The sequence below is a fragment of the Nocardioides panacisoli genome (assembly GCF_019448235.1).
GTDB classification, from domain to species: Bacteria; Actinomycetota; Actinomycetes; order Propionibacteriales; family Nocardioidaceae; genus Nocardioides; species Nocardioides panacisoli_A.
Map to the genome: position 1 here is coordinate 1,826,108 of NZ_CP080409.1, position 25,340 is coordinate 1,851,447.

27 protein-coding genes are annotated in these 25,340 nt (G+C 71.4%); 10 read left to right on the plus strand and 17 right to left on the minus strand.

The window, feature by feature from the left end; translation table 11 throughout:
- Positions 1–26: 26 nt before the first annotated feature.
- Genes KUV85_RS08970 through KUV85_RS08980 form a run of 3 tightly spaced genes read right to left on the minus strand, consistent with a single transcriptional unit; the run spans position 27 to position 2,395 of the window.
- On the minus strand, positions 27–869 hold the full coding sequence (locus KUV85_RS08970) for a hypothetical protein (protein ID WP_219959545.1): 843 nt from the start codon (positions 867–869) through the stop codon (positions 27–29).
- A gap of 51 nt (positions 870–920) precedes the next feature.
- The gene (locus tag KUV85_RS08975; RefSeq protein WP_219959546.1) at positions 921–1,610 is read right to left on the minus strand and encodes a L,D-transpeptidase; all 690 of its coding nucleotides are present in this window, start codon (positions 1,608–1,610) and stop codon (positions 921–923) included.
- On the minus strand, positions 1,610–2,395 hold the full coding sequence (locus KUV85_RS08980; RefSeq protein ID WP_219959547.1) for a ParA family protein: 786 nt from the start codon (positions 2,393–2,395) through the stop codon (positions 1,610–1,612). The genes KUV85_RS08975 and KUV85_RS08980 overlap by 1 nt, the downstream gene beginning before the upstream one ends.
- Positions 2,396–2,442: 47 nt before the next feature.
- Between KUV85_RS08980 and KUV85_RS08985 the strand changes: the two genes are divergently transcribed.
- A complete protein-coding gene (locus tag KUV85_RS08985) occupies positions 2,443–3,204 on the plus strand; it encodes an SDR family NAD(P)-dependent oxidoreductase (protein ID WP_219959548.1) in 762 nt (253 codons plus the stop codon).
- Positions 3,205–3,215: 11 nt separating this feature from the next.
- On the opposite strand, the gene KUV85_RS08990 is transcribed toward KUV85_RS08985, so the two are convergent.
- Positions 3,216–3,857: a DUF6758 family protein gene (locus KUV85_RS08990; protein ID WP_219959549.1), complete on the minus strand. Its 642-nt coding sequence runs from the start codon at positions 3,855–3,857 to the stop codon at positions 3,216–3,218.
- A 73-nt stretch (positions 3,858–3,930) separates the two neighbouring features.
- On the opposite strand from KUV85_RS08990, the gene KUV85_RS08995 reads away from it, so the two are divergent.
- Positions 3,931–4,398 carry a DUF6174 domain-containing protein gene (locus KUV85_RS08995; RefSeq protein WP_219959550.1) on the plus strand — a complete coding sequence of 156 codons (468 nt, stop codon included), beginning with the start codon at positions 3,931–3,933 and terminating at the stop codon, positions 4,396–4,398.
- A 22-nt stretch (positions 4,399–4,420) separates the two neighbouring features.
- Here the strand turns inward: KUV85_RS08995 and KUV85_RS09000 are convergent, their stop codons facing one another.
- Positions 4,421–5,479 carry a MaoC family dehydratase gene (locus tag KUV85_RS09000; RefSeq protein ID WP_219959551.1) on the minus strand — a complete coding sequence of 353 codons (1,059 nt, stop codon included), beginning with the start codon at positions 5,477–5,479 and terminating at the stop codon, positions 4,421–4,423.
- A 176-nt stretch (positions 5,480–5,655) separates the two neighbouring features.
- On the opposite strand from KUV85_RS09000, the gene KUV85_RS09005 reads away from it, so the two are divergent.
- Positions 5,656–6,852, plus strand: coding sequence for an acyl-CoA dehydrogenase family protein (locus KUV85_RS09005; RefSeq protein ID WP_219959552.1), 1,197 nt, complete (start codon positions 5,656–5,658; stop codon positions 6,850–6,852).
- Here KUV85_RS09005 and KUV85_RS09010 read toward each other — a convergent pair whose 3' ends face one another.
- From KUV85_RS09010 to KUV85_RS09050, 9 genes are all read right to left on the minus strand, one after another.
- Positions 6,853–7,884, minus strand: a complete 1,032-nt coding sequence (locus tag KUV85_RS09010; RefSeq protein ID WP_219959553.1) for an endonuclease/exonuclease/phosphatase family protein — start codon at positions 7,882–7,884, stop codon at positions 6,853–6,855.
- A 122-nt stretch (positions 7,885–8,006) separates the two neighbouring features.
- On the minus strand, positions 8,007–9,098 hold the full coding sequence (locus KUV85_RS09015) for a hypothetical protein (RefSeq protein ID WP_219959554.1): 1,092 nt from the start codon (positions 9,096–9,098) through the stop codon (positions 8,007–8,009).
- A complete protein-coding gene (locus KUV85_RS09020) occupies positions 9,095–9,340 on the minus strand; it encodes a DUF6752 domain-containing protein (RefSeq protein ID WP_219959555.1) in 246 nt (81 codons plus the stop codon). The genes KUV85_RS09015 and KUV85_RS09020 overlap by 4 nt, the downstream gene beginning before the upstream one ends.
- Positions 9,341–9,377: 37 nt before the next feature.
- On the minus strand, positions 9,378–10,940 hold the full coding sequence (locus tag KUV85_RS09025; RefSeq protein ID WP_219959556.1) for a class I SAM-dependent methyltransferase: 1,563 nt from the start codon (positions 10,938–10,940) through the stop codon (positions 9,378–9,380).
- Positions 10,937–11,965 carry a glycosyltransferase family 2 protein gene (locus KUV85_RS09030; protein ID WP_219959557.1) on the minus strand — a complete coding sequence of 343 codons (1,029 nt, stop codon included), beginning with the start codon at positions 11,963–11,965 and terminating at the stop codon, positions 10,937–10,939. Before KUV85_RS09030 ends, KUV85_RS09025 begins: the two co-directional genes overlap by 4 nt.
- Positions 11,962–13,011 carry a hypothetical protein gene (locus KUV85_RS09035; protein WP_219959558.1) on the minus strand — a complete coding sequence of 350 codons (1,050 nt, stop codon included), beginning with the start codon at positions 13,009–13,011 and terminating at the stop codon, positions 11,962–11,964. Before KUV85_RS09035 ends, KUV85_RS09030 begins: the two co-directional genes overlap by 4 nt.
- A gap of 54 nt (positions 13,012–13,065) precedes the next feature.
- The gene (locus tag KUV85_RS09040; protein ID WP_219959559.1) at positions 13,066–15,063 is read right to left on the minus strand and encodes an endonuclease/exonuclease/phosphatase family protein; all 1,998 of its coding nucleotides are present in this window, start codon (positions 15,061–15,063) and stop codon (positions 13,066–13,068) included.
- A 157-nt stretch (positions 15,064–15,220) separates the two neighbouring features.
- Positions 15,221–16,528: a phospholipase D-like domain-containing protein gene (locus KUV85_RS09045; RefSeq protein ID WP_219959560.1), complete on the minus strand. Its 1,308-nt coding sequence runs from the start codon at positions 16,526–16,528 to the stop codon at positions 15,221–15,223.
- A 10-nt stretch (positions 16,529–16,538) separates the two neighbouring features.
- Entirely contained in the window at positions 16,539–16,976 is a 438-nt protein-coding gene (locus KUV85_RS09050) for a hypothetical protein (protein ID WP_219959561.1), read from the minus strand.
- Positions 16,977–17,086: 110 nt separating this feature from the next.
- On the opposite strand from KUV85_RS09050, the gene KUV85_RS09055 reads away from it, so the two are divergent.
- Genes KUV85_RS09055 through KUV85_RS09070 form a run of 4 tightly spaced genes read left to right on the plus strand, consistent with a single transcriptional unit; the run spans position 17,087 to position 20,437 of the window.
- A complete protein-coding gene (locus KUV85_RS09055) occupies positions 17,087–18,346 on the plus strand; it encodes a magnesium transporter MgtE N-terminal domain-containing protein (protein WP_219959562.1) in 1,260 nt (419 codons plus the stop codon).
- Positions 18,339–18,875, plus strand: a complete 537-nt coding sequence (locus tag KUV85_RS09060; RefSeq protein ID WP_219959563.1) for a DUF1003 domain-containing protein — start codon at positions 18,339–18,341, stop codon at positions 18,873–18,875. The genes KUV85_RS09055 and KUV85_RS09060 overlap by 8 nt, the downstream gene beginning before the upstream one ends.
- A 34-nt stretch (positions 18,876–18,909) precedes the next feature.
- Entirely contained in the window at positions 18,910–20,082 is a 1,173-nt protein-coding gene (locus KUV85_RS09065) for an Mrp/NBP35 family ATP-binding protein (RefSeq protein WP_219959564.1), read from the plus strand.
- A gap of 28 nt (positions 20,083–20,110) precedes the next feature.
- On the plus strand, positions 20,111–20,437 hold the full coding sequence (locus KUV85_RS09070) for a sec-independent translocase (protein WP_237690117.1): 327 nt from the start codon (positions 20,111–20,113) through the stop codon (positions 20,435–20,437).
- A gap of 12 nt (positions 20,438–20,449) precedes the next feature.
- Here KUV85_RS09070 and KUV85_RS09075 read toward each other — a convergent pair whose 3' ends face one another.
- Complete coding sequence (locus KUV85_RS09075) at positions 20,450–20,986, minus strand: hypothetical protein (RefSeq protein ID WP_219959565.1); 537 nt, start codon at positions 20,984–20,986, stop codon at positions 20,450–20,452.
- A gap of 103 nt (positions 20,987–21,089) precedes the next feature.
- Between KUV85_RS09075 and KUV85_RS09080 the strand changes: the two genes are divergently transcribed.
- Together KUV85_RS09080 and KUV85_RS09085 are read left to right on the plus strand one after the other, a co-directional pair.
- Positions 21,090–21,758, plus strand: coding sequence for a LysM peptidoglycan-binding domain-containing protein (locus tag KUV85_RS09080; protein WP_219959566.1), 669 nt, complete (start codon positions 21,090–21,092; stop codon positions 21,756–21,758).
- Positions 21,755–22,276 carry an Rv3235 family protein gene (locus KUV85_RS09085; RefSeq protein ID WP_219959567.1) on the plus strand — a complete coding sequence of 174 codons (522 nt, stop codon included), beginning with the start codon at positions 21,755–21,757 and terminating at the stop codon, positions 22,274–22,276. Before KUV85_RS09080 ends, KUV85_RS09085 begins: the two co-directional genes overlap by 4 nt.
- Here the strand turns inward: KUV85_RS09085 and KUV85_RS09090 are convergent.
- Positions 22,269–23,555 (minus strand): thymidine phosphorylase, encoded by a 1,287-nt coding sequence (locus KUV85_RS09090; protein WP_219959568.1) that lies wholly within the window; start codon positions 23,553–23,555, stop codon positions 22,269–22,271. The two genes, KUV85_RS09085 and KUV85_RS09090, sit on opposite strands and share 8 nt — an antisense overlap.
- 3 nt (positions 23,556–23,558) lie before the next feature.
- A complete protein-coding gene (locus KUV85_RS09095) occupies positions 23,559–23,969 on the minus strand; it encodes a cytidine deaminase (RefSeq protein ID WP_219959569.1) in 411 nt (136 codons plus the stop codon).
- Positions 23,970–24,231: 262 nt separating this feature from the next.
- Here KUV85_RS09095 and KUV85_RS09100 point away from each other — a divergent pair, with 262 nt between their 5' ends.
- Positions 24,232–25,332, plus strand: coding sequence for a BMP family lipoprotein (locus KUV85_RS09100; RefSeq protein WP_219959570.1), 1,101 nt, complete (start codon positions 24,232–24,234; stop codon positions 25,330–25,332).
- The last annotated feature ends 8 nt before the right edge of the window (positions 25,333–25,340 follow it).

The following is a 25,340-nucleotide window of genomic DNA, read 5'->3' on the forward strand; positions in this document are numbered from 1 at the left end:
TTTCGTGACTCCTCAGTCGGCCTCGCTCAGCTCCAGTACCAGTGGCTGCTGGGCCGCACCCGCGCCCGCGTCACGATCATGTCGTGGTCGCTGCGCATGCCGATGTGGCGGTAGTACGGGTAGACGATGCCGCCGCGGTTGCCCATCAGCCAGTCGGGTCCGCCGGGGGGCACGGGGCACCCGTTGCCCTGCGTGCCGTTGGCCGACCAGAGCTTGGTGTTGCGCTTGACCTTCGAGCAGAACTCCTTGCGCTCGTTGGCGTCGCCCATCACGAACACCGGCGCCTTCTGGTTGCCCTTGCGCCAGAGCCGGTTGATCTGGTTGATCTGGATCGCGGTCGCCCGGTCGCGCTCACGCTCGCGGCCGTTCGGGGAGTTGTGGATGCCCATCACGAAGAACTTGCGACCGGTGTCACGGTCCTTGAGCCACACCCACGGGACGATGCGCCAGTAGCCGCGGACGGGCACGCGGAACGAGCCCTTCTTGCGCAGGCCGTACTCGCGGCGGTCGTAGGCGAGCTGGATCGCGGAGTCCTTGCCGCCGAATCGCCGACGGGGCCAGAAGCGGTACTTCGGGAGTCGGTTGCGCAGCACCTTGTACTGCCGCGGCCCGACCTCCTGCAGCGCGGCCACGCGGGTGCCGGTGTCCTGGATCTTGCTGGCCGCCTGGTGGGCCCGACGGATGCCACCCGGGGCGCAGGGGCCGCACTTGACGTTGTAGGTCGCCAGCGCGACCACGTAGGCGTCGCCCTGCAGCTCGGCCGAGGCGACCGTCCCGCCGCTGTCGGGCTGGTCACCGGTGACCGGGGCCAGCGTGATTCCCAGCGCGATCGCCAGCGCCGACGTCAACGACTTGATGGAGGCTCGCATCCGGGCACCCTACGGAGCGCCCGCCGCAGACCAAAATCCGCCGCCGGGAGCTCAGCCCGTCACGACCACCGTGGTGCCGACGGGGGCGAACTCCCAGACCGCGACCGCGTCGGGGCGGGCCTGGCGGATGCATCCGGCCGACAACGCCGTGCCGAGCTCGCCGCGGGCCTGCACGGGCTCCCCGTCCGCCTCCGGGATGTCGTGGAAGCCGATCGCCGAGCCACCCGTGCCGTAGGTGAAGCGCACGAACCAGCCCATCGTGCTCGACCGGTCGTACGCCGTGGCGTGGCGCGAGCGGCTGAAGACTTCGTACGTCCCCGGGAAGAGGTTGTCGAGGCGACTGCCGGAGACCGGGTGCGTGCGCACCACCTCGCCGTCGTCGGCGACCAGCCACACCCGCTGCTCGTCCTGGCTGAACACGACGCGGCGCCCGCTGCCCGACCCCGCCGGGAGCGGGTGGGAGGCCCGGGCGATCTCGAAGCCCGGGGCGATGCTGGGCTCAGCGGCGGAGACCGGTGCCGCCTCCTTCGCGGCGGTGTCGGCGGCGCGCGGCACGACCATCGTGCCGGCGACCGCCGAGGAGTCCTGCTCGTCGGCGAGCAGGTAGCCGCCCCCTCCCACGAGCACCGCGAGCGCCACGGCCGTGGCCAGGAGCGGCGTCCGCAAGGACGTGCGTGGTGCGCGGTGGCGCCCCGCCGCGTCCGCGCGGCGGCGTCCCCGGTCGCTGCGGTGGGTGCCCATCAGGCCCCCGCGCGCGCCAGCAGGTTGCCCGCGACCTCCCGGTACGCCTCGGCGCCCTTGCTGCGCCGACTCGTCTGGAGGATCGACTGGCCGGCGGCCGGCGCCTCGGCGAACCGGATCGTCTTCGGGATGGGCGGCTCGATGACATCGAGCGAGTAGGTCTCCGAGATCGTCTCCAGCACGGTGCGCGCGTGCTTGGTGCGACCGTCGTACAACGTCGGCAGCACGCCCCACACGGCCAGACGGCGGTTGGTGAAGCGGCGGACGTCGTGGACGGTGTCCAGCAGCTGCCCCACGCCGCGGTGGGACAGCGTCTCGCACTGCAACGGGATGAGGACCCCGGAGGCGGCCGTCAGCGCCGCGACCGTCAGCACGCCCAGCGACGGCGGGCAGTCGAGCAGGATCCAGTCGTAGTGGACCCCCGCCGCCGTGAGGTCCTCGGTCACCGCACGCAGCACGTGCTCCCGGCCGGTGCGGGTGAGCAGGTCGGCCTCGGCGCGGGCGAGCTCGATGGTCGCCGGCAACAGGTCCACGCCGTCCTCGGTGGTGATGACGACCTCGGTGGCGTCGACGCCCTTGGTGAGCACGTGGTGGATCGACACCTCGACGTCCTCGGGGTCGATCCCGAGCGAGAACGTCAGGCAGGCCTGCGGGTCGAGGTCCACCAGGAGGACCCGCTGGCCGCGCTCGGCCAGTGCCGCCCCGATCGATGCCACGCTCGTGGTCTTCGCCACGCCACCCTTCTGGTTGGCAACGGCGAGGACGGTGGTCGCGGGAGCGTTCATCAGGGGACATCATGCCCGAGCGCGGTGGCCGATGCGACACTCGACCCATGTCGACCGCCCTCGTCACCGGCGCGACCGCCGGCATCGGCCACGCCTTCGCCAGCCAGCTCGCCGCACGCGGCTCCGACCTGGTGCTCGTGGCCCGGGACGAGCAGCGACTCACCGAGGTCGCGACCTCCCTCCGCGAGCAGCACGGCGTCGCCGTCGAGGTGCTGCCCGCCGACCTGGTCGAGGCCGACGAGCTGGCCCGGGTCGAGGCGCGCCTGGCCGACCGCGCGCGACCGGTCGACCTGCTGGTCAACAACGCCGGTTTCGGGCTCAAGGGCCGCTTCCTGGACAACGACGTCGACACCGAGCAGGCCCAGCAGGACGTGCTGGTGCGCGCCGTGATGCGGCTGAGCCACGCCGCGCTGGGCCCCATGGTCGACCGCGGCGCCGGCGGCATCATCAACGTCTCCAGCGTGGCGGCGTACCTCCCCCGCGGCACCTACAGTGCGGCCAAGGCGTGGGTGAACTCCTTCAGCCACTGGCTCCACCAGGAGTACCGGCCCGCCGGCGTCACCGTGACGGTGCTGTGCCCGGGCTTCGTCCGGACCGAGTTCCACCAGCGCTTGGGCACGGATCCGGACTCGACCGCTCCCCGGCCCCTGTGGCTCACCCCCGACCGGCTGGTGCGCGAGGCACTGGCCGACCACGACGCCGGCCGGGCGACCTCGATCCCCTCCAAGCGCTACAAGGCGATCGTGGCGGCGGCGCGGGTGGTGCCGGGGTCGGCACTGCAGCGCTTCCAGGCGCTGGGCCGGAAGTAGGCGGTGCGCCCTCACCACGCGCCGGCCGGACCGCCGAAGGGCAGCTCGACCAGTTGCGGCCCCGCGGAGGAGACGTCGCGCAGGATCCACTCATCACGCAGCAGCAACAACGCCGACGCCGGCCGGAGGACCAGCCACAGCCACCGGCCCTCCGCTTCGCCGAGCAGCACGGTGCGGTCCTGCTCCTGGTGCGCGTCGCCGACCGGGTAGGGCCACAGGCCGACGGCGTGCGACCCCACCCGCACCTTGACCTCGGCCGGCTCGGTCACCACCGCGGCACGGAAGTCGGTGCTCTCGCCCTCGGCCAGTCCGATCACCCTGGCCGCGAGGCCCCCGGTCGGTTCCTCGCTGATCACCATCACGTCGACGGGGCCGTCCAGCGCGCTGCTGCCCGACACGCAGGCCATGGTCGCGTGCGCCTCACCGTCGCCCACGACCGCGAAGTCCGAGACCCACCAGCCGGGCCCGAGCGGCCAGGGCAGGTAGGTCGGGAACGAGCCGGCGCGCTCCAGGTGCGCCACCAGCGCGTCGTACGCCGCCTCCTGCGGTCGCCACAGCGGTGTGACGCGACCGTGGGTCGGGCACGCCCAGCGGCCCTCGTCGGTCCGGGTGACCGGCGTGGTGCACCAGGGGCAACCCGCGTGCAGCGCCATGACCCCTTACGGTGCTGCGTCGCCCGCGGCACGTCAAGACCGGACCCATCACCGCTGCGGCATCATGGAAGCCATGCGCAGCGCCCTGATCACCCTCGCCATCGTCGCCCTGGTGGCCGTGGGGTGCAGCTCCGAGGACGCCAAGACCGGATCGAGCGGACCCGAGACCACCGGCACCCCCGAGCCACCGACGCCCTCGGTCGACGAGGACGCGTTCACCGAGACCGACTACCGCTACGTGCTCGAGCGCAGCTGCTACTGCCCGTTCACCGTGCCGGTCACGGTGACGGTCGCCGACGGGGAGGTGACCTCCGCCGTGGCCCGTGAGTCCTCCCGCACCGTCAAGAAGGGCGACCCGGCTCCCGACTCCCACCGGCTGACCATTGCCGACATCATCGAGATCGCCGAGGACCCGGAGCAGCGTGCCGAGGTCGACTGGCCCGACGACCAGGACTGGCCCGACCGGGTGCGCACCGACCAGGTCGAGGGTGCGGTCGACGACGAGGTGACCTACGTGATCGGGCAGGTCCGGATCCGCTGAGGCAGCGCCCGCGGACCTCGGCTCAGCGGGGCACGAACACCCAGTAGTCCAGGTCCAGCAGCACGCCGTCGGCGTACTTCCCGTCCTCCCCGCGCAGGGTGAGGGACTCGTCACGGCCCTTGGTCGCCACCAGCCGCAGCCGCAGCGCACCGACGCCGGGGGCCGCGGTCTCGGCCTTGTCGAGCACCTCGGACCAGGCATAGACCGTGTCGCCGGCGAAGGCCGGCGCCGTGTGGGCACCCGCGTTGATCGCGGCGATGAGCTGGGCGTTGGCCAGCCCGTTGAAGGACAGCGCACGCGCCATGGAGATCACGTGGCCGCCGTAGATCAGCCGCTGGCCCTCGGGCCGCGCCTCGACGTTGAAGTGCACCTTGGCGGTGTTCTGCCACAGCCGGGTGGCCATCATGTGCTCGGACTCGGAGAGCGTGACGCCGTCGACGTGGTCGATCCGCTCCCCCACCGCGTAGTCGTCGAAGCGGTGCGGCTCGCCGGCGGCGGCGAAGTCGTAGTCGGTGAAGTCCAGGCCCTCGGGGACGACCAGGTCCTCGGCGGGCACGACCGGGTGCAGGTCGGGGACGACGGTCTCCGGGGCGGCCGCAGCGGGTTCCTGCTTGCGCACCATCACCCAGCGGCACCACTCGATCGCGACCTCGCCCCGCTGGTTGGTCGCGGTCGAGCGCACCCACACGACGCCGGTCCTGCCGTTGGAGTTCTCCTTGAGGCCGATGACCTCCGAGGTGGTGCGCAGGGTGTCGCCGGGGAGCACCGGACGGCGGAAGCGGCACTCGGCGTACCCGAGGTTGGCCACGGCGTTGAGCGAGATGTCGGGAACGGTCTTGCCGAACGCGACGTGGAAGCCGATCAGCTCCTCCAGCGGGGCCTCCCGGAGTCCGCACTCGGCGGCGAACTCCGCCGAGGAGGGCAGGGCGAACCGGGTCGGGTAGAGCGCGCCGTAGAGCGCGCGGTCGCCGTCGGTGACCGTGCGCGGCGTCGCGTGCTCGATCACCTGGCCGAGGCGGAAGTCCTCGAAGTGGTTGCCCGGGTCGGTCTTGGAGGCGGTCGTGGTGCTCACGGTCGGCATTGTGCCCGAGGTCCGCGGGCGGGAGGGGCGGGGTCCGGGGACCGGCCCGGGGCGCGGCGTGACCTGGTTCACGGCGCCATCTCGCCACCGGATCGGCCGCGGCCCCCCGCCGTACGCGCCGGTAGGGTTGCGGGGATGGAGCCCGCTCCTCGAGGAGCCGAGCGAAAGGAAGTCGCATGTCGCGCCTGTGCCAGACCGAAGGACTGACCGAGGACCAGCAGGAGATCCTCAAGGCGGTCCGCACCTTCGTGGACGAGCAGATCATCCCCGTCGCCCAGGACCTCGAGCACGCCGACGAGTACCCGGCCGAGATCGTCGAGGGCCTCAAGGAGCTCGGTGTCTTCGGCCTGATGATCCCCGAGGAGTACGACGGCCTCGGCGAGTCGCTGCTGACCTACGCCCTGTGCGTGGAGGAGATCGCGCGCGGCTGGATGAGCGTCTCGGGCGTGATCAACACCCACTTCATCGTGGCCTACATGCTGATGCGTCACGGCACCGAGGAGCAGAAGCAGAAGTACCTGCCCAAGATGGCCACCGGTGAGATCCGCGGCGCGTTCTCGATGTCCGAGCCCGGCCTCGGGTCCGACGTGTCCGCGGTGTCGACCAAGGCCGTCAAGGGCGAGGACGGCAACTACTCCATCACCGGCCAGAAGATGTGGCTGACCAACGGCAGCACGTCCAACCTCGTGGCGGTCCTCACCAAGACCGACGAGGGCGCGGACTCGGTGTACCAGAACATGACGACCTTCCTGGTCGAGAAGGACACCGGCACCGGCGAGGTGACGCCCGGGATCACCATCCCCGGCAAGATCGACAAGATGGGCTACAAGGGCGTCGACACCACCGAGATGGTCTTCGAGGACCACCAGATCTCGGCCGACCAGGTCCTCGGCGGGGAGCCCGGCAAGGGCTTCGCCCAGATGATGGACGGCGTCGAGGTCGGCCGCGTCAACGTCGCGGCCCGCGCCTGCGGCATCGCCTGGCGCGCCTTCGAGCTCGGGATCGACTACGCCCAACAGCGCGAGACCTTCGGCAAGCCGATCGCGCAGCACCAGGCGATCATGTTCCGCATCGCCGAGATGGCCACCAAGGTCGAGACGGCGCACAACATGATGGTGCGGGCGGCCCGCCTCAAGGACTCCGGCGAGCGGATGGACGTCGAGGCCGGCATGGCCAAGATGCTCGCCAGCGAGTACTGCAACGAGGTCGTCGAGGCCTCCTTCCGCATCCACGGCGGCTACGGCTACTCCAAGGAGTACGAGATCGAGCGGCTCTACCGCGAGTCGGCCTTCATGCTCATCGGCGAGGGCACCTCGGACATCCAGAAGATGATCATCGGCCGCGCCCTGCTCAAGGACTACAAGCTGAAGTGATCAGGCACCGGGCGTGGTGCACCGCTTCTCGGTGACCCCGTCCAGGGCATAACTCGCGCGTACGGCGCGGTGGTCCGAGGCCTGCGCCGGGAGTACGTCGGCGCTGGTCGGTCGGATCGCCGCGCCGTCGTGCATCAGGTAGTCGATCCGGCCCCGGGGGTTCGGTGCGGGGTTGGTGGCGCCCGCGCCGCGGCCGACGACCGACCAGGTGTCGGTGAACTGGGAGCGCAGGATGCCTGCCGGGGTGTCCCCCGGCCAGGAGTTCATGTCGCCACCGATGATCTTCGGGCGACCGTCGCCGGCGACGATGCCCGCGATGGAGCGCGCCTGGGCCACCTTCAGCCGGTCGATGCGGTTCTGCAGGTGGGTGCTGTAGAAGCTCACCGCCATCCCGTCGATGTCGACCACGGCGTTGAGCAGGCCCCGCTGCTGGCCGCCGGGCCCGTTCGGGAGGTGCCGGTTCTGGCTGGAGACGATGGGCCAGCGCGACACGATCGCCGTCCCGTAGCCGGCCGACCCGCCGTGGCTCACGTTCTGTCCGAACGCGTGGGACCAACCACCGAGGTTGCTCGCGAGCCAGGCGGCCTGGTCGACGCGACCGCTGGAGTGCCGGTTGCGGTCGACCTCCTGCAGCAGGACGACGTCGGCACCCGACCCGCGGATCACGCTCGCGATGGCGCCCAGGCCGCCACGGTGGCCGGACTTGATGTTGTAGGAGAGCACCGTGATCGAGGTCGACACCGGCACCTGGCTGCAGGTCGGCTTGAGTCGCTTGATCTGCATGCCCTGCTGGAAGTTGCCCAGGGCCCGGGCCGACGCCTCGTCGGTGGCCGTGGCATCACTGGCCGGGCCGCCGCTCGCGTCCGAGGGTGCGGCCGGGGACGGCGAGACCTGCTCGTCGGCGACACGGGTGACCTCTCCGGCGGGTGCCGCCCACCGGAACAGCGCCACGAGCACCGCGGCGATCGCCACCGCGACGACGGCCAGGACGGCACGGCCACGCGTGGCCTCGGCGCGATGTCGGGCCCCCATCAGCGCACGCTCGCTCCCGGGCACGTCGGCCGACGGCCCGCCGGAACCTGCGAGGACGTGACACGGAGCACGCTGCGAGTGTAGGCCGCCGCCGGCGCGCAGCAGAAATGGGCCGGGTGCACTCAGCCGCGCAGACGGCGTACGACGGCGGCGAGGCGACCGCCGCGACGCGCCGGGGGCCGGCGCTCCTCGGCGCGGGCGGCGTGGCGTCGGGCCTCGGCCAGGAGCTGGGCGTTGAGGCGCACCGATGCCCGGAGCACCTCGGCGTCGCTGACCTGCTCGGGGTGGCGACGGGCGGGGAGGTCGTCGGGGACGCGCAGCAGCTCCGGGTCCCCGATCACGTCGAAGTCGCGCTCGGCGAGGAGGGCGGCGGTGCGCTCGCCGCGACGACGCGCATCGGCCACCTGGTCCTCGTCGGGCAGGAAGCGTTCGGCGTCCGGCGTCACCAGCAGCCGGTCGGCCAGCACGGTGCGGATCCAGCGGGCGCGCTCGCGCGCGGAACCGAAGCCGGACAGCTCGCCGTTGACGCGCCGGAGCAGCTCGGCCTCGACCACGCCGAGGGAGCTGTTGGCGAAGGCACGCTCGTGCGGGATCGCGTCGGCCTCGATCCCGACCAGGGCCGCGAACCGCTGCCACAGGTCCTCGCGGGGCGCGTCGGTCGCCGTGGGAGCCAGCACGTGGACCCGGCGGTCGGGGACGGCGCTCCCCCACCGCTCGAGGACCAGGCCGAGGTCGAGCGCACGCCAGTCCCAGACCTCACGGGGGTCCTCGCTCTCGCCCCGACCGTACTCGGCGAGTGGCGTGGTGCTCTTGTTCTTCAGCGACTCCTGCCAGGAGGACGTCAGGAGGCCGAGTGGCTCGCGGGCGGTGAGCACCACGTGGACCTCGGCGGGCGCGAGGTCGCTCACCAGCCGTTGGGCCTGCGTTGCGGAGGCGGAGCAGAAGAACTCGTGGCTGATGACCGCGTCGCCGTCGTGCGCGGCCAGGTCCTCGCGGATCGCGTCCCAGGCGAGCTCGGCCCCCTCGCCGCGGCGTACGACGGCGGGGTCCTCGCGCACGATGAGTGAGGCGAGCAGGTGGTCACGCTTCTCGCGCCCGGGCAGCAACAGGCCCTGGGCACGCAGCCGGTCGCGGTGCGGCCACAGGATCGACTGCAGGTAGGAGGTGCCCGTCTTGGGCAGCCCGATGTGGACGTGGACCCGTCGGGCCGTCATGACTCCTGGTCCAGCTCGTCGGTGTAGCGGGCGATGACCTGCTCGATCCGCTCGCTGTCCTGCTGCGCCAGCGGGACCAGGAGCTCGGTCACCAGGTCGACCAGCTCGGCGAACCGGACGTGGGTGTCGCGGTACTCCTCGACCTCGGCCCGCAGGTCGGCCAGCTCCTGCTCCAGCTCGGCCACTCCGGCGGCTGCGCGAATCCGCTCGACCACTCGCGCCTTCGCGCCTGACTGCCCCATCTGGATCATCCTTCCGACTCCGTCGTGCGTTCGCCGGTCATCGCCATTCCCACACCATCCGACACGACCGTGCCGGTTCGCGCCAGCGTCCGACGCCCCAGTCCACCTCGGGACCGGAGGGATCGTGCCACGAGGTCCGGACCAACCGGCCGCCCGCCGCCGTCGCGGCCTCGGCCACGGCGGCCGGGTCGAGCTCGCGCACGAGCTCGCCGGGAGCCCGTGGCTCGGGGTCCTCGGCGGCGAAGAACTCCAGGTAGAGGCGTCCGCCGCCACGCAGCACCATCGGCACGAAGCGCCAGAACCCGGCCTGGGCGAGCGGCGGCGCCGCGTCGAGGTAGTGACGGGCAAGGATCGAGCGCGGCCCCGGGAGCCGTGCGAAGCGCGCTCCCCAGGCCAGGACGTGGCGCAACTCGAGCAAGTTGACGGTGTGGAACTCCGGATGGTCGGTGCGGCCGCGCAGGTAGGCCATCGCCCACGCGGAGTAGTCCACGCCGACGGCCCGGTGGCCCTGCTCGGCGAGCCAGGCGACGTCCTGCCCACGGCCGCACCCCACGTCGATGACGGTGCTCCCGGGGGCGTCCTCGTGCAGGTCCAGGGCCAGGCCGCGCGGAGCGGTCGGCGGCGCGTGGTGGCGACGACCGGAGTAGAAGCGGTCCCAGTGGTTGCGGTGCTGGCGGATGCCGCGGAACCAACGGTTGAGCTGGCGGCGGGCGCCGGTGTCGGGGTCGAAGGCGAAGGTCGGGTCGGGGACGCGCCACTCGGGTCCGTACATCGCCTCGAGCAGGCGCTCGGGAACCGCCGGGGCGGGGAAGGTCTCCCCCGCCAGTCGGACCGAGCCCAGCGGGGTGATCCACTCGGACCGGAAGGGCGTCAGCAGCTCACCCATGAGGGCGAGCCGGTCGCCGTGCCAGAACCCCCCGAAGACGTCGATCCAGCGAGCGATCCCGGCACCGTCCCGGACCAGGACCTTGAAGCCCGCGCCGCTGTAGCGCTCGACGGTGAGCCCGTCGTGCTCGAGCGCGCGCTCGAGCCGGAAGGACTCCCGCATCACGTCGACGGGGTGGCGCGCAGCACTGACGTAGCCGAGGTCGATGTCGTTGTCGTGGCCGATGAACTCGCCCTCGCGCACCGCTCCCAGCAGCGTGCCGTAGGCGAGGAACGCCGCCACCCCGGCCGTGTCGAGCACACCGATGATGCGGTGGGCCGCCTCCAGCAGGGGGGCCAGTGCGTCGGCGCCCTCGTCGAAGGGCAGGGCCAGCCGGCCCTTCGCGTCCAGCACGAGCGGCCGGCCCTCGGCGTCGACCACCTGGACGCGGTCGGTCGATCCACCGAAGCACACCTCGGACCCGGCCAGCTCGACGCCCCACTGGTCGGCGACGGTGACCTCGGCCGTGCCGTGCAGGTGGCCACGGAGCTGGTGGGGCCAGGCCACCAGCACCCGGGCGTCCGCGTCCGGCAGCGGCGTACCGCGCTCGGCACGGAAGGACCAGATGCGTCGCCCGTCGAGGACGAGGTCGAAGATGCGGTGGTCCTCGGCCGCGACCTCGATGCCGTCCTCCCGCACGCGGACGACCGGGTCGGGCCCGTCCGCCGCGCTCACACCAGGTCCTGGAACCGTGGCGGGATGGCGACGAAGCGGCCCTTGCGCAGCGCGATCACCTGACCGTCGCCGGTCGACCGCCACCGCTCGTTGGGGGCGCCGGGCTCGCCCTCGTGGCGCACGATCTGCTCCAGTCGCTTGGGCGCGGGCCGGAAGCGGCCGAGGTCGTCGGCGTCGATCAGGCCGGAGACCTCGTCGAGCAACGCCACCATCTCGTCCCCGCTGCGGGCCCAGCTGGTCTGCTGGGCCCGGTTCTCGGAGACGTTGAGGTGCTGGCGCCGCGCGGCCTGCACGGCCAGCTGGTCACGGTCGGCGAACTTCATGTGGAACATCACCAGGTCGGGCTCCACGCTGAACTCGCACCCGACGGCGTGGGAGGCGTGGGACCAGTCGGCCCGCACGAACTTCAGGCTCGGCTTGCACATCAGGGGGGTGAACTGGGCGTAGCGCCGCTGCTGCAGCAGCGGTCGGTCGAGGTCGAGCGGCGCCTCGTGCGCCACGTCGTGGATCACGTTGTACGCCGCCACGGCGACCGCGGGACGGTCGGCCAGGGCCGCGACCAGGTGCCGCAGGCTCTCGTGCCGCTTGGGGTCGGCGACGACGAACTCGTCGGCGTCGCAGAACAGGACCGCGTCGTAGGCGAAGAGCAGGCTGTGGGCCAGGCCGCTGACGATCCCCATCCGCGACGGCTCGAAGCCGTACTTGTCCAGGTAGGGATAGCGCAGCACGGTGGCCGGGAGGTCGTCGGTGGAGCCGTCGGAGCTGTGGTCGTCGACGACGTACACGTGCTCGGCGCCGAAGGCGGCGCCGTAGTGCTCGACCCAGCGACGGATCATCGGGCCCTCGTCGCGGGCCATGGTGATCGCCGCGACGCGGGGCAGCTCGCCCTCCTCGAGCGTGCGACCACGATCGTCCCAGGCCGGTCCGCGAGGACGTGGCGGCGCGGGTCGCCGCGCCGCCACGGCGACCTCGTCCCGCCCGGCGAGCGCCTTGCCGGCGCGCCGGAGGCGTCCCACGCCCCTCATGCCTGCTTCGCCTTGCGCAGCCGGCGACGCAGCTGGCCGGCCTCCTTCGACCAGCCCTCCAGGCCCACGGCGATCCCGAACAGCGCCGCGTCGAGCACGTCCTCGGTGCTGACGTCGTCGGGATCCACGCCGGCGACCGGTGCCGGACGCAGGTCCGCCAGGTCACCGACCACGCGATGGCCGGCCTTGCGCAGCTGCTTGATCTGGTCCTCCCCGAGCCGGACCACCCACTTCTCGTCCAGGCCCAGGCGTGGCTCCTCACCGCTGCGTCGGACGAGGCCGCGCTTGGCCAGCTTGTGCTTGACGTAGGGGTCGTAGTGGTCGGGCATCCGCCCGTGCTCGCGGTGGTAGGCCTGGTTGAGCCGCAACAGCGCCTGGGTCGACGCGAGCCCGATGGAGGGGTTGGCCAGCACGTCGAGCTCGTGGCCCTCGGGGTCGAAGCCGACGGCCTCGGCGAACCGGCGCCAGAGCAGGTCGGGCGCGGAGCCCGAGGGCGGGACCGTGACCAGGCTGAAGCGGTCCTCCCCCAGCACGCCCGCCCAGCGCGCCGCGATCGCGGGCAGGTCCTGCTGGCGCCAGAACGGCTGGCCGCGGGGGCCGCGGCGGCGCACCGCGCCGAGGTAGTCCGACCAGGACAGGATGCCGCCGTTCTGCACCGACTCCTGCCACATCGCGGGCAGGGTGCGCCCCAGGTCGCGTCCGGTGAGGACGGCCTCGACCGGGGTGCCGTCGAAGTCCTCGACGACCTGGCGGATCTTCTGCACCGGGCGCGGTCCGAGGAACTCCATCGACACGACCGCGATCCCGGGCCAGCGGTCGATCTCCGCGACCAGCCGGCGCCACCGTCCCTTCGACGGCATCGGCTCCTGGTCCGGCCCGCCGTACCCCATCAGCTCGCGCACCGCGCGGACCTGGAACCGCCAGCGCGGTCCCGGGAAGAGCACGCCGGCCTCGGCCAGGCGGTCCTTGTTGTGGCCCAGGACGTTCTGGATGAAGCTCGTGCCGGACTTCATCGCCCCCAGGTGCAGCACGACCTTCGACGCCACGCCTTCACCTCTCCTGAGTCCGTCCGGGCAGCGGGCCGCCCTCCTGCACGGCCGTCAGGGTACTCGTACGACGACCATGGGAACCCAGTGGTCGGTGGCGAGTCGGATCACCGGCGCCTTGGAGTTGTGGAAGTTCTGCCAGTCGGTGTACTTGGACCCGAAGATCCAGTCCACGCGCATCCTCGCCTTGGGCTTGACGCACGTGCCGTCGCCCTTGAGGTACCCGCCCAGGGGTGAGCGCATGTCGGTCTTGCGCAGCGTCTTGCACAGGATGTGACCCCACTCGTTGAAGTCGCCGACGTAGTAGACCGGGTCGCCGAGGCTCTCCAGCCACTGGATGCGCTTGAGCTGGTCGCGGGTCGCCTCGTTGCGCTTCTTCTGGTAGTTCCACGGTGCGTTGTGGACGTTCATCACCCAGAAGGTGCGTCCGGACTCGCGGTGGCGGAACTTGATGTAGGGCCGCGGCAGCTTGCGGGCGATGAACTGGGTCCAGATCACCCGCTTCTTGACGACCTCGAACTGTCGGGTGTCCCACAGGATCGAGGTCTCGACGCTCTTGTTGTCCTTCGTGGGGTGGGGGAAGGCGTCGTAGCGCCCGTTGCCGGCCTTCAGGATGGCGCTGAGCTGGCCACCGGTCGCCTCCTGGGTGCCGATGATGTCCAGCCCGTGGGTGCGGAAGGACTGCGCAGTCCACTCCGCACGCAGTCGGCTCGGGGCGAACCCGTCGTCGTGGCGGTAGGGACCGGTGTGGTTCTCGCCGAGCACGTTGAAGCTGGCCAGCGAGAACCGCAGCGGCTTGCGCGCGGCACCGGTCTGCGCGACCGTCTGGACCTCGGGCTCGCTCGTCGTGGTCAGGCTCGCCGGCTGCACGTCGCGGTTCTCGGCCGGACGCACCTGGCCCCGCTCGTCGTTGCCCCAGCAGTCGATGCCGTAGCCCGCGCGCACACCGCAGCTGTGCAGCCAACCAGAGCTGACGTAGCGGTACTTGCCGACCATTTCCTGCGGACGCGCGTACGCCGCGCGCTTGCCGTCGACCTGCCCGTAGTTGTCATCGCCCCAGCAGTAGAGGTCACTGCTCTTGGTCGTCAGGCAGGTGCCACCCTCGCTGGTGCTCACCCACTTGGCGTCGACGTTGCGGTCGACCTCGGTGGGCTTGAGCCGCCGGCCGGTGGTGCCGTCACCCAGCTGACCACGGTCGTTGTTGCCCCAGCACTTGGTGCTGCCGTTGCGGCGTACGGCGCAGCCGTGGGTCCAGCTGACGTCGACGCTCTTCCAGTTCGGGCGGTGGATCCGCACCGGGCGGTTGCGGTCCTTGGTCGAGCCGTCGCCGACCTGCCCCAGCAGGTTGCGGCCCCAGCACCACAGCGAGTTGTCGCGCTTGATGCCGCAGGTGGTCCATCCCTCGACGGCGACCTTGCGCCACTGTCCGGGCACGCGCACCTTGGACAGGCGCTGCTTGGTGTTGCCGGCACCGAGCTGGCCGTGGGAGTTGTCCCCCCAGCAGAAGAGCTTGTTCTTGCTGTTCTTGATCCCGCAGGTGTGGTACCAGCCGGCGTCCACCGACTTCCACTTGCGCCCGCCGAGCTTGACCGGCCGGTCGGACCAGCTCTTGGTGCCGTCGCCGAGCTGGCCACGGTTGTTGACGCCCCAGCAGAACAGCTTGCGATCCTTGCCCCGGATCCCACAGGTGCTGGCACCACCGGCGGCGACGTAGCGCCACCCGGTGTTGCCGATCTGCTGCGGCTGGGTGACGGCGCCACCGCGCTTGCCGTTGCCGATCTGCCCCCAGGTGTTGCGACCCCAGCAGTAGAGCTCTTGGTTCAGGATGCCGCAGCTGTGTTCACCGCCGGCGGCGACCTTGCGCAGGCGCGAGGTGATCGGCGCGGCGCTCGTCAGTGCCGCCTGGGCAGTCTGGGCAGCCTGGTCCCCGCCGTCGGCCTGCAGCACGCGCGGAGCGGCCGCGAGCCCGGAGGCCACGAGGGCGGCGCACAGACCGCTGAGAACGAGCATCCGGCCCAAGCGCCGGGTGGCGCGTGCGCGCACTGTCGACATGACAGCCAACCTCCGAGGGGTGGGGGAAGAGAAGTTCGGCCACCGCGGAGTCTAGGGAGGCCGCGCCTCCCCCGCTGCCATTTCACGAAGTCCGGAGCGTCGTCCGCCCCCGGCCGGAGCCGGGGGCGGACGATCGATCGGGTCCGTCGACCCGGGCTCAGCCCTGTCCGGCGAGCTCCAGCTCGAGCCCGGCGTAGGGGTTGGTGCCTCGCGACTTGTAGTCGTCGGGCGTCCCGCGGGCGATGAGCGGAGCGGTGTTGAACAGGTAGTTGATGTGCTTGGCGTACTGCTTCTCGGGCCACTTCAGGTGCACGACCATGCCCTGCTCATCGGAGATGGCGCCGATCTTGGACCAGTTCGCGCTGCCGTTGAACACCAGGCGGTGGTCGCGGTCACCGTTCCAGTTGCCGCTGATGGTCATGACCTTCATGTGGAGGTAGCGGTCGAAGGAGCCGTCGCTGTCCCAGTCGTAGACGAGGTGGCGGGTCGGCACACCACTGAGCGCGTTGCGGATCTTGTTGGTCATCATGGTGAAGACGACGCGGATGTTGCAGCCCTGGTTGTGCAGCTGCTTGATCTTGCGCGCGATGCGCAGGCCGCGCTTGTTCTGGAACACCGACGAGGCGATGCGCAGCGCCGTCCTGCCGTCGACGCCCGAGCGGACCGCGCCACCGCACTGCACCTTGTTCAGCAGCTGCATCACCTTGTCGCCCTGGTTGCCGAACGGGGCGAACCAGGCGTTGTGCTGGTCCTGCCAGGCCTGGACGGCACCGAAGCGCTTGTCCTTCAGCGACTGCTTGAACACCTGCTTGTAGGCGCGCCAGACACGGCCCTTCTCGTAGACGGTGTACCAGTCGTTCCACTGCCGCGTGGCCGCAGCGTGGGTGAAGTTGGCCGACCCCTGGGAGACGATCTTGCTCCGCTTGCCGGCCTTGGACACCATCATGAACTTGGAGTGCATCGAGCCGCCCCAGCCCCGGCAGGAGTTGGAGCAGGTGCGGGTGAAGCTCTTGCGCGCCCAGCCCCGCTTGGCGTTGCCCTTCTTCAGGCCGCGGGTCAGGGTCCAGAACGAGCCGTTGCCGTTCTGCTCCTTGGCCAGCTGGCGCGACATGATCAGGCGCACGCTGACCCCGCGGTTGTGGGCGCGGATGAGCTGCTTGACGATGCCCTTGGACTGCAGGTTCCAGGTCATCACCCAGATCTTCTGACCACCCGGCGTGTGCTTGATGGTGCGCTTGATCTTGTCGATGATCTTCCACTTCTTGCTGTTGCGGGGATCGTTGAAGGTCTGGCCCTTGCCGATCCCCCAGTTGGCCCACCCCGCGCTGGCGGCGTTGGAGGCGCCGACGGAGGTCACGCCACTCACGGGGGCCGGCGAGGCGGCCGAGGTGCCGCTGACGCCGAGCGTCGACACCACGAGCCCCACGGTCAACAAGGTGGCGACGACGATCTTCTTCATGTGCATGGGTGACTCCTCAAGCCAGACAGGAGGTAACTGCTCGGCGGTAGTCGGCGTCCTTCGACAGGCCCGCCGTGTCGTTCACGTGCTTGCCCTGCACCGCGTAGAACCGGTCAGCGTAGGTGACGATGACCTGTCCCGACGAGCAGTACATCTTCTCCGCCCGCACCTTGGCGCCGTCCTCGAGGCACCCGGGGTACTTGCGGGGGAACGCGGCATCGGACACCCACACGTCGCTGCACGAGGCCCACGACGGCTTCGCCGTCGTCGGCGTCGTGCTCGGCGCCGTGGGGCTGCCGGTCGGTTCCGAGGTCGTCGCGGCGGCCTCGGTGTCCTCCGAGACCTCCGACGACTTCTCGCCGCTGCAGCCGGAGAGCACGGCAGCAGGCAACAGGGCCGCTGCGAGCAGCGAACAGAGCAGCCGAGAACGGCGCCCCCCAGCGGACGAGACCATGCGGGCATCGTAGGTGACGAGGGCCGAACCCGCGAAACGTCTGGCGGAACCGATCCGCGGCGGTCCCGGGCTGCGCAACCGCGTGACGGGCATCGTCTAGCGTGGTGGCCGTGAGCGCACCACCGTCCCGCGTGTATGCGGCCCGCCTGGTCGGGCTGCCCGTGTTCGACCCCCGGGGCGACCGGATCGCGAAGGTGCGCGACGTCGTGGTGACCATCCGGACGCTTGCCCGCCAGCCCCGCGTGCTCGGCCTGGTCGCCGAGGTCGGCCGCCAGCGCGTCTTCCTCCCGATGACGCGGGTCACGACGATCGAGGGGGGCCAGGTCACCACCACCGGCCTGCTCAACATGCGCCGCTTCGAGCAGCGCTCGACCGAGACGCTGGTCGTCGGCGAGATCCTCGACCGGACCGTCACCATCAACTCCAGCCAGGTCACCGGCACCGTGTACGACGTCGCACTCGAGCGCGCCCGCACCCGCGACTGGGTGGTGAGCCGGGTGGCGATCCGGGAGCCGGGCAAGGGCCTGCGGCGCCGGGGCCAGACCCACCTCGCGGACTGGGACGAGGTGAGTGGACTCGCCGAGCCCGACGAGCGCCAGGGCGCCACGCACCTGGTGGCGGCGCTGAACGAGATGCGGCCGGCCGACGCGGCCAGCATCCTGCACGACCTGCCCGTGGAGCGGCGTACGGCGGCCGCGCTGACCCTGGACGACGAGCGCCTCGCCGACGTGCTCGAGGAGCTCCCCGAGGAGGACCAGGTCCAGATCCTGGAGCACCTCGACGACGAACGGGCCGCCGACGTGCTCGAGGAGATGTCGGCCGACGACGCCGCGGACCTGGTCTCCGACCTCCCGCCGGAGACGGCCGAACTGCTGCTGGACCTGATGGAACCGGACGAGGCCGACGACGTACGCCGCCTCATGTCCTACGTGGAGGACACCGCGGGGGCGATGATGACCCCGGAGCCGGTGATCCTGGGGCCCGACGCCACCATCGCCGACGCGCTCGCCCACGTGCGCCGCCCCGACCTGACGCCGGCACTGGCCGCGATGGTCTACGTCTGCCGCCAGCCCGTCGAGCCGCCGACCGGGAAGCTGCTGGGGGTGGCCCACATCCAGCGCCTGCTGCGGGAACCGCCCTCGAACCTGGTCGCCGGCGCGGTGGACAAGACCACCGAGTACCTCCACCCCGAGGCGAGCATCGACGAGGTGGCCGCCCACCTCGCGACGTACAACCTGGTCGCGGCCCCGGTCGTCGACGAGGACCGCCGCCTGCTCGGGGTCGTCACCGTGGACGACCTGCTCGACCACATGCTGCCCGCCAACTGGCGCGAGCGCACCGACCAGAACCGCGGGGTACGTCGTGACTGAGCGCCGCGACGAACGTCTCGACACCCCCCTCAAGACCCGGCGACGGATCCACCTCCCCCGCTACGACGCCGACGCCTTCGGCGTCTTCGCCGAGCGCTTCGCGCGGTTCATGGGCACTGCCACCTTCCTGATCTGGATGACGCTGTTCATCGCGGTCTGGATCCTGTGGAACACGGTCACGCCCTTCGCGTTCGACCCGTACGCCTTCTTGTTCCTGACCCTCATCCTGAGCCTCCAGGCCTCCTACGCCGCGCCGCTGATCCTGCTGGCACAGAACCGGCAGGAGGACCGCGACCGGGTGGTCGCGACGCAGGATCGCGAGGCGACGGCCCGGGCCCATGCCGACATGGAGTTCCTGGCCCGGGAGGTGGCCTCGCTGCGGATGGCCATCGGCGAGGTCGCCACGCGCGACTACGTCCGTTCCGAACTGCGGTCGCTGCTGGCCGAGCTGGACGCACGGGAGGTCGAGCGTGCCGACGCCGAGGACGCCGACGAGCCGAGTGGGAAGCCTCACGAGGGGCGCGACTAACGCCGTCGGCACCCACTCCCTAGACTCGTCGGTGATGAGTACGACCCACGCCCCCACCGTCGACCAGGTCAACGACGCACTCGCGACGGTGAACGACCCCGAGATCAAGAAGCCCATCACCGAGCTGGGGATGGTCGACAGCGTCGACATCTCCGACGAGGGTGTCGTCCGGGTCAAGGTGCTCCTCACCGTCGCCGGGTGCCCGCTGAAGGACACCATCAACAACGACGTGACCACGGCCGTCGGCGCGGTGGAGGGCGTGACGCGGGTCGACCTCGAGATGGGCGTCATGACCGACGAGCAGCGCGCCGGGCTCCAGGAGCAGCTCCGGGGCGGCCAGGCCCAGCGCGAGATCCCCTTCGCCCAGCCGGGGTCCCTGACCAAGGTGTTCGCCATCGCCAGCGGCAAGGGCGGCGTCGGCAAGTCCTCGGTGACGGTCAACCTCGCGTTGGCGATGGCCGAGCAGGGCCTGAAGGTGGGCGTGGTCGACGCCGACATCTACGGCCACTCGGTCCCGGCGATGCTGGGCGTGGCCGACGAGCGCCCGACGCAGGTCGACGACCTGATCATGCCCGTCCCCACCTCGAGCGGGGTCTCGGTGATCTCGATCGGCATGCTCAAGCCGCGGCGCGACCAGGTCGTGGCCTGGCGCGGGCCGATGCTCGACCGTGCCCTGGTCCAGATGCTCGCCGACGTCTACTGGGGCGACCTGGACGCGCTGCTGCTGGACCTGCCGCCCGGCACCGGCGACATCGCGATCTCGCTGGGTCAGCACCTGCCCGGCTCGGAGGTCGTCGTGGTGACCACACCGCAGGAGGCGGCCGCCGAGGTGGCCGAGCGGGCCGGCACGATGGCCTCGATGATGCACCAGCGCGTCGTCGGCGTCATCGAGAACATGAGCTACCTGCCCTGCCCGCACTGCTCGGACGAGGGCAAGGACCACCGCCTGGAGGTCTTCGGCTCCGGCGGTGGCGCCCGGGTGGCCGACACCCTCTCCCAGCGGTTCGGCTACGACGTCCCCGTGCTCGGCCAGGTGCCGCTGGACCTCGCCCTGCGCGAGGGTGGCGACGCCGGCACACCGATCGTCTCCTCCGCACCCGAGACCGAGGCCGCCACCTCGCTCAGCGGCATCGCCGAGCGACTCGCCGGACGCGGCCGCGGACTCGCCGGCATGCAGTTGGGGCTGACACCGAGCAACCGGCTCTGAGCCCCGGTCGAGCGAAGAGGGCGATCGGGTGTTCGACATCGGCTTGGGCGAGATGGTCGTCATCGCCTTCGTCGCCGTCCTCGTCTTCGGCCCGGACAAGCTCCCGGAGCTGATGCGGCAGGCCGGTGCGATGCTGCGCCAGCTGCGCCACTTCGCCACCAACGCCCGCGACGAGATCCGCGACGAGCTCGGTCCGGCGTACGCCGACCTGGAGCTGCGTGACCTCGACCCGCGGGAGATCGTGCGACGCCAGCTCGCCGACGCGATGGCCGACGAGCCCGAGCCCGAGCAACGTCCCGGACAGCTGCCGCTGGCGGCGGGCGAGACGCCGCCGTACGACCTCGACGCGACCTGAGACCCGCGGGCCTCAGCCCCGGGACTGGGCGGCCGAGAGCCCGGTGAACGGCACGAGCACCATGCGGCGCTCCTCGCCGACCACCAGCTCGCAGAAGTCGGCGCCGATCCGGCGCAGCGTGCCCTCGTGACGCTGCCCGTTGCGCTGGTGGAGCACGCACCGCTCCCCCGCCTCGGCGATGCGCCGCAGGGCCGAGCCCAGCCGGAGCCGGGCGAGCGGTGACCACGCCACCTCGGGGACGGATCGGACCGACGCGCCGACGACGCCGGTGACGGCGGCGAGGTTGACCACCCAGTCGTGGCTGCCGGCGGCGACCAGGAGCCATCCGTCGGCGACCCGGTCGATGGTGCCGGTGATCGGGTCGAGCCCGTCGGCACTGATGGTCACCTCGGTGCCGACGGAGGCCATGAGGCGCGAGGCGAGCGTGACGGACTGGTACTCGGCGCGACTGCGATCGGCGATCTCGTCGGCGCGCTCCGCGGCGGCCATGGTGCCCGCGTGGTGTTCGAGGTCGTCGAAGAGGGCGAACAGGTCCGTCTCCCATCCCATGAGGGGCACTTTCGCAGATCAAGGGTGTGGACAACCAGTTGACAGGGACGACAAAGCAGGATGAAGTGAGGCAAACGCACGCAAACGCAAGGATTCTCGGGCCATGCCACGCTTCGTCACCTTCGTCACGACCTCCCTGGCGCTGCGCACGGCCGCGGTCTGGGCGAGCGTCACGTCCGCGAGCTGCGGTGTCGGGCTGCTGACGCTTCCGGTCATCGCCGCCGGCCCCACTCGGGCCTTCACCTCCACGCTGACCTGGGGTTGCGCCGTGCTGGCGCTGCTCGCAGCCGCCGGGGCATGGCTGGTGACCACCGACGTGGCCCGCTGCGTCCTCACCCGCCGGGAGGCACGCCGCCCGGTGGGGCCGGTGCGGGCAGCGGTGTTGCTCGCCTGTGGCATCAGCCTCGTCGCCGGCCCGGTGGGCGCCCAGCCGCCAGCCGACACACCACGGGAGGAGTCGGACCGGACCGCGGCCCGCACCGACCGTGGCGAGGCCCTCGGCGGCCTGCCACTCCCCGACCGCGCGACGTCCGGCGCCGCGACGACACGGACCGCGTCGCGACCGGACGAGGCCGTGCACGTCGTGCGCCGCGGCGACCACCTGTGGGGCATCGCGAGCGCACGACTGCCCGGCGATGCCACCGACGCCCGCATCGCCGGCCACGTCCGCGACATCCACGAGCACAACCGCGAGGTGATCGGGCCCGACCCCGACCTCGTCCTGCCCGGCCAACGACTCCGACTTCCCCCTGCACCAGGAAGGGACGCATGATGATCGACCCCGCCGACTCCACCGCTGCGGCCAGCTCGCACGACCACTGGGCGGTCCCGGTCGCCGAGACGCAGGGCACCCTCGCCCTGGCCCTCGTGCCGCGCCAGGACCCACCCCGACCCCGGGCCGGTTCTGGACCGATGGCCACGGTCGTCCCGATCGACCGACGCATGCGCGCCACGGTCGAGGAGTGGGCGCGCCGCTTCGCCCAGGCCGCCGTGGAAGTGGTGGGCGGGGATCGGCCGGTGTCGCAGCTGCTGCGGTGGGCGACCGACGAGGTCTACGCCGACCTGCAGCGCCGCGCCCGCGTCGTGGCACGGGCGGGACGACACCAGCCCGGGCTGGCCCGGGTGCAGCCGGTGCGCCCGCGGGTGGTGAGCGTGTGCAGCTGCTTCGTCCGCGACGACGCGGTGGAGACAGCCGTCCACGTCAAGTACGGCACCCGCTCCCGGGCAGTGGCGGCCCGCTTCGAGCGGATCCGGCAGCGCTGGGTCTGCGTCGCGCTGGAGTTCAGCTGACCCGGTCGATGACCAGCGGGGGGGCGGCGTACGCCGTCCCGGGCGCGGAGACGGTGTAGCCGTCCTCGAGCGCTGCCAGCGCCCGGTCGAACCGCTCGGGGGTGTCGGTCGACAGCGTGAACAGCGGGTCGCCGACGGCGACGCGGTCGCCCGGCCGGGCGTGCCAGCGCACTCCCGCACCGGCCTGCACCGGGTCCTCCTTGCGCGCCCGGCCGGCGCCGAGACGCCACGCCGCCGTGCCGACCGAGAGCGCGTCCAGCCGAGTGAGGACCCCGTCCCGCTCCGCGGTGACGACGTGGGACTCGCGGGCCGTGGGCAGGGGGGCCTCCGGATCGCCGCCCTGCGCCCGGATCATGCGGCGCCAGGCGTCCATCGCCGACCCGTCGACCAGCTTGTCCGCGGGGTCGACGGCGTCGTGTCCGGCCGCGGCCAGCATCTCCCGGGCCAGCGCCAGGGTCAGCTCGACGACGTCGGCGGGACCGCCGCCGGCGAGGACGTCGACGGACTCGGCCACCTCGAGCGCATTGCCGGCGGTGTGCCCCAACGGCGTCGACATGTCGGTCAGCAGGGCCACGGTACGCACACCGGCGTCGGTCCCGAGTCCGACCATCACCTCGGCCAGCTCGCGCGCACGGTCGGCGTCCTTCATGAAGGCGCCGGAGCCGACCTTGACGTCGAGCACCAGCGCACCGGTGCCCTCGGCGATCTTCTTGCTCATGATCGAGGACGCGATCAGCGGGATCGCCTCCACGGTGCCGGTGACGTCGCGCAGGGCGTAGAGCTTGCGGTCCGCAGGCGCCAGCCCGTCGCCTGCCGCGCACACCGCGGCACCGACCTCGTCGAGCTGGGCACGGAGCTCGTCGTTGCTCAGTGCGGCGCGCCAGCCCGGGATGGACTCCAGCTTGTCCAGGGTGCCCCCGGTGTGGCCGAGGCCGCGTCCCGAGAGCTGCGGCACGGCGACCCCGCACGCCGCGACCAACGGGGCGAGCGGGAGCGTGATCTTGTCCCCGACCCCGCCGGTGGAGTGCTTGTCGGTGGTCGCGCGGGACAGCCCGGAGAAGTCCAGACGCTCCCCGGACGCGATCATGGCCGCGGTCCACGCCGAGATCTCGGCACGGTCCATGCCGTTGAGCAGGATGGCCATCGCCAGGGCCGACATCTGCTCGTCGGCCACCTCACCGCGGGTGTAGGCATCGATCACCCAGTCGATCTGACCGGTGGTCAGCGTGCCCCGGTCCCGCTTGGTCGCGATCACCTCGACAACGTCGTGCTCGGCCACGTCTCACCCTTCCAGGTCGTCGGGGCCGAAGGCGTCAGGCAGCACCTCACGCATCGGCCGTGCTCCAGCGGGCGTGAGGACCACCAGGTCCGGTCCGCCGTGTTCCCACAGCAACTGGCGGCAGCGGCCGCAGGGCATCAGCAGTTCACCGCGCCCGTCGACGCACACGAAGTGGGTCAAGCGTCCGCCACCGGTCACGTAGAGCTGGCTCACCAGCCCGCACTCGGCGCAGAGGCCGACGCCGTACGCCGCGTTCTCGACGTTGCAGCCGGTCACGACGCGACCGTCGTCCACGAGCGCAGCGGCACCGACGGCGAACTCCGAGTACGGCGCGTATGCCCGTCGCATCGCGGCCGTGGCCGCCTCGCGCAGCGGGCTCCATCCCGCGTCCGGCGCGGTCGTGTGGGTCTCCATGATGGGCGCAAGACTTGCAGCCCCATCCACTCCCGGGCAAGACGCAGCGACGCCGCGGGGAGGCGGTGGGGACACGGACGGACCGGCACCGGCGATCTCCCCTCCCCGAGGCTCACGGCCGACTACATTCCAACTCGATAACCGATGCGCGATTCGGCTTTCCCCGCCGGGCGTGACACGGGATCATGCCGAGCACCAACAACGAACTCGGGGCGCCGGCGGCTCGGACCGACGGCGCGCGAACCCACACGGAGGTCCTGACGTGAAGAAGACGACGAGGTCGGCAGCAGCCGGCACCGTGGCCCTACTGGCTGCCACCGCCCTGGTGGCCTGCGGTGAGGCACCGGAGGAGAGCGGCGACAGCGGTGCGTCGACCGACTTCCTCCCCTGCATCGTGTCCGACTCCGGCGGTTTCGACGACAAGTCGTTCAACCAGCTCAGCTTCGAGGGCGTCCAGTCGGCGGCCGACGAGCTCGGTGCCGAGGTGAACGCGGTGGAGTCCAACAGCGAGAACGACTACGGACCGAACCTGTCCAGCCTCGCCTCCGAGGGCTGCGACGCCATCGTCACGGTCGGGTTCGCGCTCGCCGCCGCGACGAAGGAGGCCGCGGCCGCCAACCCGGAGACCGCCTACATCCTCATCGACGACGCCGCCGACGGCGGCGACGACGGCGAGACCTTCGACGGCGAGGCCGACGAGCCCAACATCAAGCCGCTGCTCTACAACACCGCCCAGGCCGCGTTCCTCGCCGGCTACGTCGCGGCCGACTACACCAAGACCGGCAAGGTCGGCACCTACGGCGGCCAGCCGTTCCCGACCGTGACCATCTTCATGGACGGCTTCGCCCAGGGCGTGGAGTACTACAACTCCGAGAAGGGCAAGGACGTCAAGGTCGTCGGCTGGGACGGCGAGAACGGCTCCTTCACCGGTGGCTTCGAGGCCAACCAGGCCGCGACCACGACCGCCAAGCAGGTCCTCGACCAGGACGTCGACGTGATCATGCCCGTCGGTGGCCCGATCTACCAGGGTGCACTGACCGCGATCGACGACTCCGGCAAGGACATCGCGCTGATCGGTGTGGACGCCGACCTCTACGAGACCGACCCCAACACCCAGGACGTCGTGCTGACCTCGGTGCTGAAGAAGATGGACGTCTCCACCGAGGACGCCGTCATGTCGGCCGCGAGCGGTGAGATGGACTACGCGCCCTACGTCGGCACCCTGGAGAACGACGGCGTCGGCATCGCCCCGTTCCACAACTTCGAGGGCCAGGTGTCCGACTCCCTCCAGGACGAGCTCGACACCGTCCGCGAGGGCATCATGGACGGCTCCATCGAGGTGGACTCCTACCTCGGCGAGTGATGTGATCT

Bases quoted from the DNA above. Each gene is read 5' to 3' on its own strand.
- KUV85_RS08970 (WP_219959545.1), bottom strand. From the start codon at position 869: ATGCGAGCCTCCATCAAGTCGTTGACGTCGGCGCTGGCGATCGCGCTG.
- KUV85_RS08975 (WP_219959546.1), bottom strand. From the start codon at position 1,610: ATGGGCACCCACCGCAGCGACCGGGGACGCCGCCGCGCGGACGCGGCG.
- KUV85_RS08980 (WP_219959547.1), bottom strand. From the start codon at position 2,395: ATGAACGCTCCCGCGACCACCGTCCTCGCCGTTGCCAACCAGAAGGGT.
- KUV85_RS08985 (WP_219959548.1), top strand. From the start codon at position 2,443: ATGTCGACCGCCCTCGTCACCGGCGCGACCGCCGGCATCGGCCACGCC.
- KUV85_RS08990 (WP_219959549.1), bottom strand. From the start codon at position 3,857: ATGGCGCTGCACGCGGGTTGCCCCTGGTGCACCACGCCGGTCACCCGG.
- KUV85_RS08995 (WP_219959550.1), top strand. From the start codon at position 3,931: ATGCGCAGCGCCCTGATCACCCTCGCCATCGTCGCCCTGGTGGCCGTG.
- KUV85_RS09000 (WP_219959551.1), bottom strand. From the start codon at position 5,479: ATGCCGACCGTGAGCACCACGACCGCCTCCAAGACCGACCCGGGCAAC.
- KUV85_RS09005 (WP_219959552.1), top strand. From the start codon at position 5,656: ATGTCGCGCCTGTGCCAGACCGAAGGACTGACCGAGGACCAGCAGGAG.
- KUV85_RS09010 (WP_219959553.1), bottom strand. From the start codon at position 7,884: ATGGGGGCCCGACATCGCGCCGAGGCCACGCGTGGCCGTGCCGTCCTG.
- KUV85_RS09015 (WP_219959554.1), bottom strand. From the start codon at position 9,098: ATGACGGCCCGACGGGTCCACGTCCACATCGGGCTGCCCAAGACGGGC.
- KUV85_RS09020 (WP_219959555.1), bottom strand. From the start codon at position 9,340: ATGGGGCAGTCAGGCGCGAAGGCGCGAGTGGTCGAGCGGATTCGCGCA.
- KUV85_RS09030 (WP_219959557.1), bottom strand. From the start codon at position 11,965: ATGAGGGGCGTGGGACGCCTCCGGCGCGCCGGCAAGGCGCTCGCCGGG.
- KUV85_RS09040 (WP_219959559.1), bottom strand. From the start codon at position 15,063: ATGTCGACAGTGCGCGCACGCGCCACCCGGCGCTTGGGCCGGATGCTC.
- KUV85_RS09045 (WP_219959560.1), bottom strand. From the start codon at position 16,528: ATGCACATGAAGAAGATCGTCGTCGCCACCTTGTTGACCGTGGGGCTC.
- KUV85_RS09050 (WP_219959561.1), bottom strand. From the start codon at position 16,976: ATGGTCTCGTCCGCTGGGGGGCGCCGTTCTCGGCTGCTCTGTTCGCTG.
- KUV85_RS09065 (WP_219959564.1), top strand. From the start codon at position 18,910: ATGAGTACGACCCACGCCCCCACCGTCGACCAGGTCAACGACGCACTC.
- KUV85_RS09075 (WP_219959565.1), bottom strand. From the start codon at position 20,986: ATGGGATGGGAGACGGACCTGTTCGCCCTCTTCGACGACCTCGAACAC.
- KUV85_RS09080 (WP_219959566.1), top strand. From the start codon at position 21,090: ATGCCACGCTTCGTCACCTTCGTCACGACCTCCCTGGCGCTGCGCACG.
- KUV85_RS09085 (WP_219959567.1), top strand. From the start codon at position 21,755: ATGATGATCGACCCCGCCGACTCCACCGCTGCGGCCAGCTCGCACGAC.
- KUV85_RS09095 (WP_219959569.1), bottom strand. From the start codon at position 23,969: ATGGAGACCCACACGACCGCGCCGGACGCGGGATGGAGCCCGCTGCGC.